Source organism: Alkalimonas sp., assembly GCF_020831925.1.
In the GTDB taxonomy this organism is placed as follows: Bacteria; Pseudomonadota; Gammaproteobacteria; order Enterobacterales; family Alteromonadaceae; genus Alkalimonas.
Genome location: NZ_JAFIFQ010000011.1, coordinates 52,611 through 68,077, shown reverse-complemented (window position 1 = coordinate 68,077; position 15,467 = coordinate 52,611). Strand labels below are relative to the sequence as shown.

Genomic DNA, 15,467 nt, shown 5'->3' with positions numbered 1-15,467 from the left:
ATGCTGGTTGTTCAAGGCTAGCGTTTGGTTTCTTCCTCGAAAATAAAAGCCCCGCAAGCTGAGTGCTGGCGGGGCTTTGTGTTACCGGATTGCTTTATTTGAGATCAAAGCGGTCGTTGTTCATTACTTTGACCCAGGCGTTGACAAAGTCCTGCACAAACTTGGCTTTGTTGTCGTCCTGCGCATAGACCTCGGCGTAAGCCCGCAGGATGGAGTTGGAGCCAAACACCAGATCGACCCGAGTGGCTGTCCACTTGGTGGCACCGGTTTTACGCTCGACGATGTTGTACTGGTTCCGGCCGGTAGGCTCCCACTTGTACGCCATGTCGGTCAGGTTGACGAAGAAGTCATTGCTGAGCACGCCCACCTTATCGGTAAAGACCCCGTGCTTGCTGCCGCCGTGATTGGTGCCCAGCACCCGCATACCACCGATCAGCGCGGTCATTTCCGGGGCGGATAAGCCCAGCAACTGGGTTTTATCCAGCATCATCTCTTCCGGTTGCACGCTGTAGTCTTTCTTCAGCCAGTTACGGTAGGCATCATGCAGTGGCTCCAGCACATCGAACGACTCGGCATCGGTCATCTCCTGAGTGGCGTCGCCTCGGCCTGGCGCGAATGGCACTGTAATGTTGACGCCAGCGTCTTTGGCGGCTTTTTCCACCGCAGCGCTGCCGCCCAGCACAATCAAATCGGCCATGCTGACTTTTTTGCTCAATGATGCCTGAATGGCCGACAGTACCTTCAGTACTTTTTGCAGCCGCTCCGGCTCATTGCCTTCCCAGTCTTTTTGTGGTGCTAAGCGGATACGGGCACCGTTGGCACCACCGCGGTAGTCTGAGCCACGGAAAGTACGGGCGCTGTCCCAGGCGGTGGCGACCAGCTCAGAGACCGATAGGCCAGAGGCCAGGATCTTGGCTTTCAGTTCGGCAATTTCGCTGTCCGACAAGCTGTAATCCACTTTGGGTACCGGGTCTTGCCAAATCAGATCTTCTTTGGGTACATCCGGCCCTAAGTAGCGGCTTTTTGGCCCCAGATCGCGGTGGGTCAGTTTGAACCAGGCGCGGCGGAAGGTCTCGGCAAAGTACTCTGGATCTTTGTAGAAGCGCTCGGAGATTTTGCGGTAGTCCGGGTCCATCTTCATCGCCATATCGGCATCGGTCATGATGGGGTTGTGGCGCTTGGATGGATCTTCTGCATCCGGTACCTTGTGCTCTTCTTTAATATTCACCGGCTCCCACTGCCAGGCACCGGCCGGGCTCTTTTTCAGCTCCCAGTCGTAGTTCAAAAGCAGCTCAAAGTAACCGTTGTCCCATTGGGTCGGGTTGGTAGTCCAGGCACCTTCCAGGCCGCTAGTAACCGCATCCCGGCCTACGCCGCGGGTTTTGTGATTCATCCAGCCAAAACCTTGCTCATGAATATCGGCGCCTTCCGGTGCCGGCCCCAAATTGGCGGCATCACCATTGCCGTGGGCTTTACCCACAGTATGGCCACCTGCGGTCAGGGCGACCGTTTCTTCGTCGTTCATCGCCATCCGCTGGAAAGTCACCCGCACATCATGGGCAGTTTTCAGTGGATCGGGTTTGCCATCCACCCCTTCCGGGTTGACGTAAATCAGGCCCATCATCACTGCGGCCAGTGGGTTCTCTAAGTCGCGCTCACCGGAGTAGCGGCTGCCTTCACTGCCGGATGGTGCCAGCCATTCTTTTTCTGAACCCCAGTAGGTGTCTTTTTCCGGGTGCCAGATGTCTTTGCGGCCACCACCAAAACCAAAGGTTTTCAGGCCCATCGATTCATAAGCCATATTGCCGGCCAGAATCATTAAATCGGCCCAGGATAGCTTGTTGCCGTACTTTCTTTTAATGGGCCACAGCAAACGGCGGGCTTTATCCAGGTTGCCGTTATCCGGCCAGCTGTTTAACGGCGCAAAGCGCAGGTTACCGGTACCACCACCTCCACGGCCATCAGCGATACGGTAACTACCGGCACTGTGCCAGGTCATACGGATAAAGAGGCCGCCGTAGTGGCCCCAGTCGGCTGGCCACCAGTCCTGACTGTCGGTCATCAGAGCTTTTAAATCGTTTTTCACCGCTTCGAGATCCAGGCTTTTAAAAGCCTCGGCGTAATTAAAGTCTTTACCAAGCGGGTCGGTTTTGCTGTCGTGCTGGTGCAAAATATCGAGGTTCAGCGCCTTAGGCCACCAGTTCATGACATTATCGGTGGCGGCCGTATTGGCGCCATGCATCACCGGGCATTTGCCGGCGTTTTGATTGGTCTTGTCCATGCATCACTCCTTGTTCAGGTTGGTTTTACTGAGCGTACTGCAGGTACTCACGCTTTAGCTGTATCAACTATAGACACTAACTAGCTGGCCCGAAAGAAACTTTTCCCGAACGACACAATCGCTTTTTTTGATGACAATAGTATTTTTTAAGCTAAACATCAGCAGGTTCTTGCTGGAACAACGCTGTGATCCAAAACGATTGTCGGTTGAGCAAACCAAACCCGTCAAGGAAGGGTAAAAGCTAGAAGAAAAGACTACACTTAAGCATTACATTGAAACAGTGTCAGTTGCTAAAGTTCAGTTATACTGATAACAATCAGCCAGAGTGATGGAGTTCTCATGAGTAAATTTATGGCATCGGTGGATCAGCGTACCAACCTTGTTGGGCAAAACAGGCTGGAGCTGCTGATTTTTCGGCTGAATGGCGAGCAGCCCTACGGCATCAATGTGTTTAAAGTTCGGGAAGTGTTGCAGTGTCCTCAGCTCACCGAAATGCCCGGAGCTTCACCCCATGTGCGTGGTATTGCCCATTTGCGGGGAGAGGCCATTACGGTGATTGATTTGAGCCAGGCCACCGGTGGACCGGCTATCCAGGATTTGAAAAAAGCCTTTATTCTGGTCACCGAGTACAACCGCACTACCCAGGGCTTCCTGGTAGGTGGGGTAGACCGTATTGTCAACATCAATTGGGAGCAGATCAGCCCGCCGCCGAAAGGTGCTGGCCGTAATCACTATCTGACGGCTGTCACCAAGGTGGATGACCGTCTGGTACAAGTGATTGATGTGGAAAAAGTGTTTGCCGAGATTTCGCCGCCGGATGAGGAAGTCAGCGAGAGCTTGAAAAAAGAAGCGGCTCAGATGAATCTGGCGGATTTGGTGGTGTTGGTGGCGGATGACTCAGCGGTGGCCCGTGGCCAGGTTAAGCGGGCGCTCACTTCGATCGGCGTGAATATCGAGCTGGTAAATGATGGTAGGCAGGCGCTGCAGTGGCTGGAGAAAAAAGCCGAAGAGCTGGGTGGCGATATCTCGAAAAAGGTACCCTTGCTTATTTCCGATATCGAAATGCCGGAGATGGATGGTTACACCCTCACGGCTCAGGTGAAAGCCAACCCGGATTTACGCAATATGCATGTGGTGCTGCACTCATCGCTTAGCGGGGTTTTTAACGAGGCCATGGTGAAAAAAGTTGGTGCGGATCAGTTTATTGCCAAATTCCACCCGGATGAACTGGCTGCTGCCGTTGAACACTGGATGAAAGCCGATAGTTAGTGTTTAAGTTCAAATCATGAAACTGATAGGGGCGCACTCATGCGCCCCTATTGTTTGCCCTGAACGTGGTAGCTAATCTGAGCGCAGGGGTTTAGGTAGTCCAGTACTTGGGCGGGCAACTGCTGCGGTTTCAGAACTTTTTCAATGGCTAAATCGTCTTCAGCCAGAGTCAGGATTGGGGCTTCAAGCCTTGGGATATCCGCTTCATACACCATAATATTGGGTTGCAGCAGCGCGTCGCTGTTTACTGTTATCACCATACCGATTCTGTCGTCACTAAGCTGAACCAAGGTGCCAGGCGGGTATATGCCCATTTGTTTAATCAGCAGTTTTAATTCGGTCTCCGGTAGTTGTTGGCGCATCTTCCGGTACATGTACGATAACGCGGTATGTGGCGAGCGCGTTGCCTGGCCTGGTCCCGGGTGGCATAAGTTATCGAAGGTATTTGCCACCATCACAATTTTTGCCAGTGGGTCTATATCCTGTTCTTTCAGACCTCGAGGGAAACCACTGCCATCGGCATACTCATGGTGCTGCATCAGTATTGGAATCGCTTCTGGTGGAAACACCGATAATCGCTCGGCCAGCTCGGCACCATACTGAGTATGTAGGTTCAACAGGTTTTGCTCTGGTTTTGTCAGCGGCTCTTTTTTGCGCATTATTTGGCTTGGCAAACGCAATTTGCCAATATCGTGAAACAAAGCGCCAAAGCCCACCAGTTGGATTTGCTGTTCCGTCAGCTGCATGTTTTTTGCCAGCATCATCGATAAAGTCGACACATTCAGCGCATGGTAGTACAGGTTTTCTTGATCTTTTTGCGCTGTGGCAATCATATGCAGCGATAGCGCATCGGGGCGGGCAATCAGTTCGGCCATTTGCGCGGTCAGTTGAGTAGCTTCCTCAATGGCCGTTACTGGCTGGCTGCCGAGCTTTTTCATCAGGCCATGCAATTGTTTAAACGATTGGTTAAATGCTTTTTCGGTTTTTTGAATCGAGCGCCGTCGCATTTTGGAAGCCTCGATACGCGCCGACTTTTTTTGCTGTAAGGTGGCACGATATTCGGCAGCTTCATCAATCTGTCGCAGTACTTCTTCATTAGACGCTGGTTTTGGCTCAGGAGGTGCTGCCAGGCTTTTGTCCGGGTAAAAGTACACAAAATCCAGTTTAAGCGACTGGATAATACGAATTTGATGCTGATTTTCTATCACCAGCTTGTTGGACATAAAGGGATGTTGCAACCAGCTAAGAGGTAGTTTAATGGCATGACCAATTCGAAGTTTAGCAGGGCTGAGTTTTTCCGGCACGGGTTGTTCCTGTCTGTCATTAAGTGGATAGCAGTGATTTCAATGCTCGCTTGCCAGATGGAAGTGTAGGCGGTCTACGAATTCACAGGCATGCGCTGGATCATTATCTGGGGTGTAAAATCCCCTGTGCCCACTGCACAGCATCGTGATAGAGCATGGCCAGATCGGTGGTGGCCGGTAATTGGTTGACCTTTTGTTCTGCCTGGTTCCAGTCGGCTGCCTCATAGGTTTCTATCAGCTCCAAAAATTGGCCGAGACGACCGCTACGCCCGGAAAGAGCCTGGCGGATACTCTCTGGCAACGGCAGTTGACTCAGTACTTGGGCCATAGGCATTTCCACCAACTCATCAACTTTGGAAAATAAGCCGGTTAAGAAAGCGGTGGGAGGATCGGTCGGGAACTGACAGAGCCTGGCCAGTTGATCGCAAAAACGGGCCCGAACCAGAGATTGGATGATGCGGGCATCATCTTCGCCGGAAGCCAGGTTTGAAAGAGCAAGCAGAGCAATAAACTTTTTCAGCTCGGCTTCACCCATATAAACCATGGCAAGTTTCAGCGATTGGATACTCTGTTCTTTGGCATAGGCGGAGTTGTTGATAAAACGCAGCAATTTAAAGGACAGCGCAACATCACGCTCGACAATCGAACTCAGCCGGTCAAAATCGAGGTGCTCGGCACAAGCTTCGCCAATCAGCTCCAGCAGGTTGAGCTTGTTGCTGCTCAGCTGGCGATGTTTCATCATTTCCGGACGGGCAAACAGGTACCCCTGAAACAAGGTAAACCCCATCAGTTTTAACTTATCAAACTGCTCAGCGGTCTCGACCCGCTCGGCCAATAAGGTCACCGGATGATGCCTGATACGTTGAATGAACTTACTGATTTGCAGCAGATTAAATTGTTGTACATCCACTTTCAGATAGCGGGTGTAAGGCAAAAAGATATCCCACTTGGCATCAAAGTCGTGATCATCCAGTGCCAGCGCATAACCCATACTATGCAGGGCTTTGCAGGCTTGCAGCAATTCCATACTGATTGGTACCGTCTCCAGAATTTCAATCACTGTAGTGGTGGGATCGATCGAGGTAGGGAAGTGGTGGATCAGGGTTTCGGCCGAAAAGTTAATAAAGGCCAGTTTGCCAGCAGCAATGTGCTCAACGCCGACCAGCAAGTGATGCTCGGTCAGCAGCCGTGAGGTGGCTTCATCGCCATCAATATTGGGGAAGCTGTTTTGTTCGCCATCGCGAAACAACAGTTCGTAACCGTAAAGTGCTTTTGCATCATCGTAAATTGGCTGGCGGGCAATATAAGCGTACAACGGCAAACTCCTTACTACAGCAAGCTACTTTCAGTGTAGCTGGAGATCGGTTAACAACAAGGCAGATTAGGCCTGACGAAACCAACTTTTTAGCAGCAACCAGCCATACAGCATGGTACCTATACCAATTGTCAGCAACACCAGCCGATCCGGCCAGGTGGTAACATAACCGAGTTGCGATTGTGTAAGCATGGGGGCAACTAGCATGGCCACAAGGCCAGCTGCAATGGCTGTAGGCCAAAGCAATCCATGCGGTTTTCCCTGCTTGTGTCGCCCCAGCCACAGACTAGCGACAAGTGCCAATACCAGCAGCGCTATAAACCATAGCCAAGGCTTGGCAGCATACCAAAGGATCATCAGGATACCATCCAGGCTCATAGGGCTTTCTCCTTACACTTTGCCATGCAGCATGGCGTTGTATGCCGGTTGCAGCATTTGTTCTTTCATCATCCACACCAGCCAGGACTCCTCCGTGGGGCTGATAAAACCGAAGGACGGCATCAGTTTTCCCTCGTAACCAAACTCCGACAAAATAGCCCGGCCAATGCTAGTAATCAGTGGGCAGGAGGTATAGCCGTTGTAACGGGCGTTCAGGGGCTGATTGCTCAAAAAAGCCAGAATATTTCGCTCGGCCACCGGGGCCTGCATTTTTACACTGGCTGCTGTTTTGCCAAAAGGCGTGCCAATCACATCGCCGACCCCAAATACGTTGGGATAACGCCGGTGCTGTAAACTGTATTGATCGACCTCCAGCCAGTTGCCGGCAAATGGACCATCCTGCCACACCAAATCCGAGGCTTTTACTACATCTGGCGCACTCATCGGCGGCACAACATGAATAAAGTCATAGGCCTCCTTACTGGTGCTGCCGTCCTTGTGGCGGAAAAATGCCTGACGGCTGTGGGCATCAAGACCGGTCAGCAGTCGCTGATCAAAAAAGCCAACGCTTTGTTCCTGCCAGCGTTTTAGCACAAATTCATTGTAGGTGGGGACGGCAAATACCCGATTTTGATAAGGGCTAAAGAAGTCCACCTGGAAGCGCTCTCGCTGGCCGGTTTTTTCCAGCCGGGATACCGTGGTAAAGGTCATCTTGAGTGGCGCACCGGCACACTTTAACGGTGTGTCGCTTAAGGTAAAGAGTGCCCGGCCTGCACCTTTGGCGATGAGGGCATCAATTTGCGTACTGGTTGCCTGAGCGGCGGCCGGGCTTGCGTAGACACTGCCTATACCGTGCTGGCCAATCATGCTGGTCTCAAAACCTTCAATCTGGTGGTAATTGAGCTGGCAACCGGTCGCCACGACCAAAAGATCGTAACCAAGTTGCTGCTGGTTACTCAGCTGCACCCACTGTTGGCGTGCATTGATGGCGGTGACATCGTGCGCCAGCCAGTCAATGTCGTTGGCAAGCCACTGCTGGGTGCTGGATAACACCCGCTCTGGCCGCCACAGACCAGAGGCTATCATGGTGTAACCCGGTTGATAGTGATGCTCGGCCCTGGCACCCACCAGCGTAATGCGGGCGCCGGCAATGCTGCGGCGTAAACGGTTGGCCATGGCGATACCAGCGGCTCCAGCGCCCAGAATCACAATGCGGGCCTGGCTTCGCAGTGGTTTTGCCAGCAAAGCCGCGGGGGATGTCACGGCTGCTCCGGCCGCCAGGCCAAGCAATAACTTACGTCGTAAGGGCTGTGTGGGCGATGCGCTCATAAGGCCTCCGATGGTTTACATTCAATGCCCTGCAATTGCTGGTACAGACGCTGCCACTGCACCCGTGCGCCGCAGACTTTGTCGGCACCACTGTGCTGCCAGTAATGCTCGGCCAGATCACTGAACCGATAATGCTGATCACGGAAGGCAAGTAAGCGGGCGCCTTGCAACTGCTGCAGTGCGGAGGTTATTTCAGCAGCTTCTGCGCCAGGGGGCTGCAGATAGGCCAAAGCTTGTTGCACTTGAGCGAAGTTGGCTTTACCACTATCTGCCAGTGCATAGCGCACAGCCAGCAACACCAAAGCGTCGAACAGCTGCAGAGTTCTAGCGGTCATGGCTTTGGCTTGCACGTTGAGATGCCAAGCAGGCTATAAGCCGGGCAGGTATTCAGTAACCCGGTAAGTAAAGGCACTAGGCCCACCCAGCCCCAAATCCCGATTACCCCCGTTGCCGCTAAGACGATCAGTGCAATACCTACCAGCATACGTATCACTTTATCCAGCCCGCCCACATTGGTTTTCATAGTCGTACCGCCCTGTAGTTTAGAATATACTGAACTTTAAAATACCTTGGCACGCGAGCGATCACCAGCGTGAAAACTCGCTTTTTTTTGATCTGCGACACTATGTCACAGCCTTTAATAAGAAAAAATTAATTTAGTCAGTGTATGCTATAACTTTAGTCCAGAGTTGTATTTTTGCTAGACAAATCCGAGCAGGTACTTGGTTGCACCAGCTCAGGTTAGGAGAACGGTTATGGAGTTAGATCCTCTGCTGCTATCGCGCATTCAATTCGCGTTTGTGGTGTGCTTTCATGCGATTTTTCCCGTCTTTACCATAGGTTTGGCCAGCTTTATTGCTGTGCTGGAGGCACTCTCATTCAAAACCGGCCAGCCAGTGTGGCAGCGCCTGTCGAAATTCTGGATCCAGGTGTTTGCCGTGGTGTTTGGCATGGGGGTGGTGTCTGGCATTGTGATGTCGTTCCAGTTCGGTACCAACTGGAGCAATTTTTCTTATGCTACCGCAAACTTTCTCGGGCCTGTGCTCAGCTACGAAGTGGTGACGGCATTTTTCCTTGAGGCTGCATTTTTGGGTGTCTTGCTGTTTGGTCGGGACAAAGTACCGCAAGGGGTGCATTTGTTTGCTGCCATTATGGTGGCTCTGGGGACCTTTATTTCCTCCTTCTGGATTTTATCGGCCAACTCGCTGATGCAAACACCGGGTGGCTTGGAGCTGCGTGAGGGCATGTACCATGTGGTGTCCTGGTCCCAGGCGTTGTTTACCCCATCCTTTGGCTACCGCTTTTTGCATATGGCGCTGGCATCCTTTTTAACCGCTGCGCTGGTTGTGGCCGGGGTCAGTGCTTGGTTTATTCTGCAAAAGCGTGAGTTTGACAGCAACCGCAAGGCGCTGTCGATAGCGCTATGGATGCTGCTGATCCTGGCGCCGATGCAGGTGGTGGTGGGGGACTTCCATGGCCTGAATACACTGGAACATCAACCGATGAAGGTGGCAGCTATGGAGGGCAATTGGCAAACCGATACCGGGGTGCCTTTGTTATTGTTTGCTATCCCGGATCAAGCCGCACAAACCAATCACTTTGAGGTCGGTATTCCAAACCTGGCCAGTTATATTTTAACCCACGACTGGCAGGGCGAAGTGCCGGGTTTGAATGAAGTCGCCCCAGAGATGCAGCCACCGGTATTCCTGGTGTTCTGGTCGTTCCGCATCATGGTTGCGATGGGCTTGTTGATGGTGTTTTTTGGCCTGGCTGGTTGGGTGCTGCGCTATCGGCAGAAATACCATCAAAGTCGCTGGTTCCTGCAAAGTCTGCGCTGGATGAGCCTCACCCCTTTTATTGCGGTGCTGGCCGGTTGGGTTGTGACAGAAGCAGGCCGGGCACCCTGGCTGATTTACGAGCAAATGACCCATGCCGAAGGTCTGACTCCTTCACTCACCGGCGGTATGGCTCTTTTTACCCTGATTGGCTATGTGGTGGTCTATAGCCTGGTATTCAGTGCCGGGGTTTATTACTTGCTGAAAGTATTCCGTGGTGGTCTGGAAAAGGCCAATCAGCCGCACGAGCAGGATGAAGTGGAACGAGCCAAACGTCCTTTCTCTGCTGCTCATGCCAGCCTGGAAGGAGAAAACTAATGGAACAACCTTTTGATCTGACATTAATCTGGGCGGTGATCATTGCTTTTGGGGTGATGATGTATGTGCTAATGGATGGTTTTGACCTCGGGCAGGGCATACTGTTCCCCTTTGCGCCAGACGAGCATTATCGCGATGTGATGATGAATTCGGTAGCTCCGGTGTGGGATGGTAATGAAACCTGGCTGGTGCTGGGTGGTGCTGGCTTACTGGCGGCATTCCCCTTGGTGTATTCGGTATTCCTGCCGGCACTCTACATAGGGGTGTTCCTGCTGCTAGCTGGCCTGATTTTCCGTGGTGTGGCGTTTGAGTTTCGCTTTAAAGCCAAAACATCCCGGTATCTGTGGAACTGGGCTTTTGCCGGTGGCTCAACGGTGGCGGCTTTTGCGCAGGGTGCCGTCGTCGGTGCTTATATCCAGGGCTTTGCTACTGAGAACTTCCGCTATGTCGGTGGTGCTTTTGATTGGTTAACGCCTTTTACGGTCATTACCGGCCTGGGACTGGTGGCAGGCTACGCCCTGCTAGGTGCGACCTGGCTGATTATGAAATCCGAAGGTGAGGTGCAACAGTGGGCTTACAAACTGACCCCTCGCTTATTGTTGGCGGTGTTGGTGGTATTTGCTGTGATCAGTGTCTATACCCCTTTTGTTGATCCCAAAGTAATGGAACGCTGGTTTAGTGGCCTGAGCTTTATCTGGTTGTTGCCTCTACTGGCTTTGTACTGTGCCTGGTCTATTTATCGCTCAGTGCAAAAGCAGCAGGAGGGTTTGCCTTTTGTGGCGACCATGGGCTTGTTTTTGTTTACCTATCTGGGCTTGCTGGCCAGTAAATGGCCTTATATGGTGCCGCCGGATTACACCCTGTGGGACGCCGCTTCTGCCTATGAATCGCAGCTGTTCCTGTTGCTCGGTTTTTTGTTTGTGATCCCCATCGTACTCGCTTACACCGCCTGGACCTACTGGGTGTTTCGCGGCAAAGTGAAGGCGACCGGTTACCATTAAGATGCAAGGCTTGCAGGGCGATGTAGCAGATACTCAGGCGGGTAAGGATTTGCTGCAAGCGGTCATAAAGCAGCAACGGCCACTGCTGACTGCCGCTGTGCTGTTGGGGCTGCTGGCAACGCTGGGCTTGATCGGCCAGTGGCTGGCACTGGCTTGGTTGCTAAGTGAGGTCATTTTGCCTGCAGAGCGCTGGCAGTTGGCTATGGCCTATCCCTGCTTGCTGATGTTTCTGCTGGCTTTGGTGCTTCGGGCTGGCGCAGCCTGGGGGCAAGAGCACTGTGCCTGCCGCGCCAGCCTGGCTGTGCGTGAAAAGCTTCGGCTGCGCTTATTGCACTTGTGGCGAGAAGGCCCTGCTTGGCAAATCTCAGGGTTATCGGCAGCCGACTGGGCTTGTCAGTGGAGTGATAATGTCGAGTCGATGGATGGTTATGTAGCCCGTTATTGGCCGCAGCAGTATCTGGCCCTGTTATCACCACTGGTGATCGTGCTGCTAATTGCCTGGTTGAACTGGCTGATGGCGCTGATTTTGTTGTTGGCGGCTCCACTGATCCCGCTTTTTATGGTGTTGGTTGGCCTGGGAGCCGAACAAATCAACCGGCGACACCAGCTGGAGCGTCAGCGTTTGGCTGGGCACTTTTTGAATCGGGTGAAGCAATTGCGTTTATTGCGCCGACTGGGCGCTGTGGCGCAAAGCAGTCAGCAAATTGCGGACAAAAGTGAGCGTTATCGTGATCTGCTGATGGCGACTTTAAAAGTCGCGTTTTTATCGTCCGCTGTGTTGGAGCTTTTTGCCAGTGTTGCTGTTGCCTCGGTCGCCATCTACATTGGCTTTGTGCTGTTTGGTGCTATCGACTGGGGGCCAGCAGCAAGCATAAGCTTATTCAGTGGTTTAATCATCTTGTTGCTAGCGCCTGAGTATTTCCAGCCGATCCGCCAGTTTGCTCAGTCTTATCACGACAGAGCTGCAGCGCTGGCAGCCGCGGTGCAGCTGGCGCCCTGGCTGGCCAGGTTGGAGCAAGCTGATATGCCAGCACAACGCCAGCCGGGCAGCGCTTTGCAACTGACGGATCTTATCACTGGTTATCCGGAGCAAAAGGTAAGGCAGTCGCCCGTGACGCTCAGTTTGCCAAAAGGTCAGTGTTTGCTGCTGACCGGGCCTTCAGGCAGCGGCAAAACCACCGCATTAAAAACGCTGGCCGGCTTGCTGCCAGCCAAAGCCGGCGGCTTTTTCTGGCCAATAGACTATGAAGACATGGTCTACCTGCCGCAACAGCCCTGGCTCAAGCCCGGCAGTTGGGCTGATAATCTGCGCTTATACGCACCGGATGCAAGCGAGGCACAGATACATAGCGTGCTGGGCCAATTAGGACTAGCTCCATTGCTGGCCGAGCAAGCTGAGGGCTTGGCGACACCGCTAAACCCAGCTGACACCGCACTTTCCGGTGGCCAGTTACAACGCTTGATGTTAGCCAGGGCCTTGCTGGCCCCTGCTGCGGTGTTGCTGCTGGATGAGCCCTCTGCCAGATTGGATCAACAAAGCAAAGGCCTGGTGCTTGCTGTATTGGCCGAGCGAAAAAAGACCCAGTGGTTGCTGATTGCCAGTCACGACCCGGCCATGCATCAACTGGCCGATCAGCACTGCTATTTTGGCTGCCTTGAACCAGGCGAGGCACCGTTATGAGAGACGATCGCGCTATTTTGCAGTATTGGTTTACCTTACTGGTGTGGCAGCATCGTGGTCGCTTGTTGCTGGCAGTCGCTTTAACACTGCTAACAACTTTGTTTGGCCTGGCATTGCTCGGTTTGTCTGGCTGGTTTATTACGGCCACGGCTGTGGTTGGAGCCATACTGCTCGCCGGCGGCGCGGCTTTTTTAGAGCTGTACATGCCCGGTAGTGGGATCCGTTTTTTTGCGCTGGGTCGTACGGTAAGCCGCTATTCCGAGCGGGTGTTTAGCCATCAGCTGGTGCTGCAGCAACTGGCCAGGGTGCGGGTGCAATTGTTTCAGGGTTTGGCGCGCTTGCCAGACAGTGAGCTGCAGCAAGCGCAGGACGCTGATTGGTTAAACCGCCTGACCACCGATTTAGAGCAGCTGGATACAGTCTTGTTGCGCTTTCTTTTACCGCCGCTGGGTTTGCTGCTAGCCTGGTTGATGCTAAGCGCTTTTTTTGCGGTGTGGTCGCTGCCTTTGGCTATGGGCTTTTTGCTGCTTGGGTTGCCTATATTGTTGCTAATACTGATTGTTTTTACTCGGAAAAGTGTTGGCCTAAATTATCAACTGAGCGCCATGCTCAATGTCAGCAGGAAGCAGATCATTGCCCAGCTCGAAGGGCTGGATGAGCTGCGGGTAGCCAAAAGGCAGCTGGCAGAGCAGCAGCCAGTCATGCAGCTGCTATCCAACCTGAGTCAGCGGCAAAGCCATGTAAGCCAGCAACAGGCTTTAGCTCAGTTACTATTGCAACTGTTACACGGTGGTCTGGTACTTTGTACGGCATTACTGGTTATCTCTGGTTATCAGCATGCTTGGTTTTCTGGGCCGGTTGCCGTGATGCTGGTACTGCCCGTATTGGCGCTTGGCGAGTTGTTGCAACCTCTGCCTGGCCAGTTAGCCAGTGCCGGCCGAAGTTGGTTTGCGGCAAAGCGTTTGTATCCGCTGGCAACGCAGCATGAGCCGGTGGTTTTAGATAGCGAAGAACAGCTGCATTCTTTGAGCGTTCAAGTGTATGGCTATGGCCGCGTTGCGATAAGCATGATGCGCCCACTTGAGATACAGCTATCGTCTCAACAGCCCGTTTTGTTAATCACGGGGGCTTCCGGCATGGGCAAAAGTAGCGTTGCTGAGCTATTGCTAGCGGATGAAGTTCCCAGCTCTGCTGTACTGGAATGGAATGGTTGGGTGCGGTCAGTGTTGCAGCAAACTGCGTTACAGCAGCAGCTTGCTTATTTAAGCCAACAAAGCGGTATGCTGGCCGACACGCTTTGGACCAACCTGTCGGTTGGGCTGGCCGATGTGACCGAGCAGCAGGTATGGCAGGTGTTGTCACTGGTTGAAATGGATGAATGGGCTAAATCGCTGCCACAGCAGTTGGATACTTGGTTAGGCGATAGTGGCCAGCAAGTATCCGGTGGCCAGGCACGGCGCATTAATCTGGCGCGCTGGTTGCTGCGGTCACCACAGCTGGTGATTCTGGATGAACCATTTTACGGCCTGGAGCAGGCACAGGCTGCTCGCATATGGCAGGCGATACAACCTTGGCTGCAAGGGCGTATGGTGCTGTTGTTGCTGCATCACCGACCAGACTTCCTGGCAGACAGCTGGCCAGAACTATCTTTAAACACTGAAACCACAATGCTGGAGCGTAAGCCATGAAACTTTTCCAAAGCATGACCATACTGAGTTGCCTGCTATGGAGTGCCGTATTACTAGCAAATAGCGACTCAAGTACAATGAGTGATCCAAGCCAAAGTAGCCTCGGGCTTTATGTGAACGCCAAAGAAGCCTACCAAATGCTGCAGCAAGACAGCCGTGCTGTGTTGGTGGATGTGCGTGATCCGGTGGAAGTTAAATTTACCGGCTTTGCCAGCCCGACCAAAATTCATGTGCCCTGGCTACTGACCGATACAAGCCAACTCCATGTTGGCCAGCAGACCTGGCCAATGCAACCCAACCTGGATTTTGATCAGCAACTGCTGAGCCGGTTACAGCAACTGGGTGTGCAAAAAGACGATGCCATTATTCTGATCTGCCGCAGCGGTGCAACCCGCAGCGCGCCAGCGGTAGACCGACTGGCCAGCTATGGCTACAGCAATGTCTGGTCTGTGACCGATGGTTTTGAAGGCAATACCCTGCAGGAAGGGCCATCTAAAGGCGTACGCGCTGTCGATGGTTGGCGCAACTCGGGCTTGCCCTGGAGTTATCGCATTCCGGCTGAAGTGGCCTGGACAGCCCCTATTACTGAAACTACTAATACCAAAACTGCAAAGGAGAACCACCCATGAAAACATGGCAAACCCTGGCTTGTGCCGCTCTGTTTACCACAGCCGTTCACGCTGATAACGATGTTTTTGTTTATCTGACCAGCTCATCACTGCAAACCCAGGGCATGGCCATGGTACTGGCCGGGCAAATGCAGCAGCAAGGTGCCAGTGTCTCGGTACTGTTGTGTGATGGCGCCGGCGATTTGGCGTTAAAAGACCATGCCAGCGCCACATTAAAACCGCGCGATGTGACGCCCGCTCAGTTGCTGCAGCAACTAATGGCCGGTGGCGCCAGTGTTGAGGTGTGCGCGCTGTACTTACCCAACAAGCCTGCCACAGCCGACGCACTGCTCGAAGGCGTCACGCCAGCCCAGCCGCCGCGCATTGCTGAAAAAATGCTAAATCCAGCGGTGAAGGTGTTTAGCTTCTAAGCGAAAAATCTCTTGAAAGAGCAAAAAAA

Annotated in this window: 14 protein-coding genes; 7 read left to right on the top strand and 7 right to left on the bottom strand. The window is 53.0% G+C overall.

Features of this window, described 5'->3' with window-relative positions:
- Positions 1-94: 94 nt before the first annotated feature.
- Positions 95-2,281 (bottom strand): catalase/peroxidase HPI, encoded by a 2,187-nt coding sequence (gene katG / locus JJU14_RS05720; protein ID WP_228611636.1) that lies wholly within the window; start codon positions 2,279-2,281, stop codon positions 95-97.
- A 339-nt stretch (positions 2,282-2,620) separates the two neighbouring features.
- Between katG and JJU14_RS05715 the strand changes: the two genes are divergently transcribed.
- Positions 2,621-3,550 carry a chemotaxis protein CheV gene (locus JJU14_RS05715; protein WP_228611635.1) on the top strand — a complete coding sequence of 310 codons (930 nt, stop codon included), beginning with the start codon at positions 2,621-2,623 and terminating at the stop codon, positions 3,548-3,550.
- Positions 3,551-3,597: 47 nt separating this feature from the next.
- Here JJU14_RS05715 and JJU14_RS16705 read toward each other — a convergent pair whose 3' ends face one another.
- From JJU14_RS16705 to JJU14_RS05685, 6 genes are all read right to left on the bottom strand, one after another.
- On the bottom strand, positions 3,598-4,854 hold the full coding sequence (locus JJU14_RS16705; RefSeq protein WP_228611634.1) for an HD domain-containing phosphohydrolase: 1,257 nt from the start codon (positions 4,852-4,854) through the stop codon (positions 3,598-3,600).
- Positions 4,855-4,957: 103 nt separating this feature from the next.
- Positions 4,958-6,169: an HDOD domain-containing protein gene (locus JJU14_RS05705; protein ID WP_228611633.1), complete on the bottom strand. Its 1,212-nt coding sequence runs from the start codon at positions 6,167-6,169 to the stop codon at positions 4,958-4,960.
- 66 nt (positions 6,170-6,235) lie between these two features.
- Positions 6,236-6,547 (bottom strand): oxidoreductase, encoded by a 312-nt coding sequence (locus JJU14_RS05700; protein WP_228611632.1) that lies wholly within the window; start codon positions 6,545-6,547, stop codon positions 6,236-6,238.
- A gap of 12 nt (positions 6,548-6,559) precedes the next feature.
- Positions 6,560-7,876: an FAD/NAD(P)-binding oxidoreductase gene (locus tag JJU14_RS05695; protein ID WP_228611631.1), complete on the bottom strand. Its 1,317-nt coding sequence runs from the start codon at positions 7,874-7,876 to the stop codon at positions 6,560-6,562.
- The gene (locus JJU14_RS05690) at positions 7,873-8,211 is read right to left on the bottom strand and encodes a hypothetical protein (RefSeq protein WP_228611630.1); all 339 of its coding nucleotides are present in this window, start codon (positions 8,209-8,211) and stop codon (positions 7,873-7,875) included. The genes JJU14_RS05695 and JJU14_RS05690 overlap by 4 nt, the downstream gene beginning before the upstream one ends.
- Positions 8,208-8,399 (bottom strand): DUF2892 domain-containing protein, encoded by a 192-nt coding sequence (locus tag JJU14_RS05685; protein ID WP_228611629.1) that lies wholly within the window; start codon positions 8,397-8,399, stop codon positions 8,208-8,210. The genes JJU14_RS05690 and JJU14_RS05685 overlap by 4 nt, the downstream gene beginning before the upstream one ends.
- 232 nt (positions 8,400-8,631) lie before the next feature.
- Between JJU14_RS05685 and JJU14_RS05680 the strand changes: the two genes are divergently transcribed.
- Genes JJU14_RS05680 through JJU14_RS05655 form a run of 6 tightly spaced genes read left to right on the top strand, consistent with a single transcriptional unit; the run spans position 8,632 to position 15,438 of the window.
- The gene (locus JJU14_RS05680; RefSeq protein ID WP_228611628.1) at positions 8,632-10,029 is read left to right on the top strand and encodes a cytochrome ubiquinol oxidase subunit I; all 1,398 of its coding nucleotides are present in this window, start codon (positions 8,632-8,634) and stop codon (positions 10,027-10,029) included.
- Positions 10,029-11,030: a cytochrome d ubiquinol oxidase subunit II gene (cydB, locus tag JJU14_RS05675; RefSeq protein WP_228611627.1), complete on the top strand. Its 1,002-nt coding sequence runs from the start codon at positions 10,029-10,031 to the stop codon at positions 11,028-11,030. The genes JJU14_RS05680 and cydB overlap by 1 nt, the downstream gene beginning before the upstream one ends.
- A gap of 1 nt (position 11,031) precedes the next feature.
- Entirely contained in the window at positions 11,032-12,711 is a 1,680-nt protein-coding gene (gene cydD / locus JJU14_RS05670) for a thiol reductant ABC exporter subunit CydD (RefSeq protein ID WP_228611626.1), read from the top strand.
- On the top strand, positions 12,708-14,399 hold the full coding sequence (locus tag JJU14_RS05665; RefSeq protein WP_228611625.1) for an ATP-binding cassette domain-containing protein: 1,692 nt from the start codon (positions 12,708-12,710) through the stop codon (positions 14,397-14,399). The genes cydD and JJU14_RS05665 overlap by 4 nt, the downstream gene beginning before the upstream one ends.
- Complete coding sequence (locus JJU14_RS05660) at positions 14,396-15,028, top strand: rhodanese-like domain-containing protein (protein WP_228611624.1); 633 nt, start codon at positions 14,396-14,398, stop codon at positions 15,026-15,028. Before JJU14_RS05665 ends, JJU14_RS05660 begins: the two co-directional genes overlap by 4 nt.
- Positions 15,025-15,438 (top strand): DsrE family protein, encoded by a 414-nt coding sequence (locus JJU14_RS05655; protein ID WP_228611623.1) that lies wholly within the window; start codon positions 15,025-15,027, stop codon positions 15,436-15,438. Before JJU14_RS05660 ends, JJU14_RS05655 begins: the two co-directional genes overlap by 4 nt.
- The last annotated feature ends 29 nt before the right edge of the window (positions 15,439-15,467 follow it).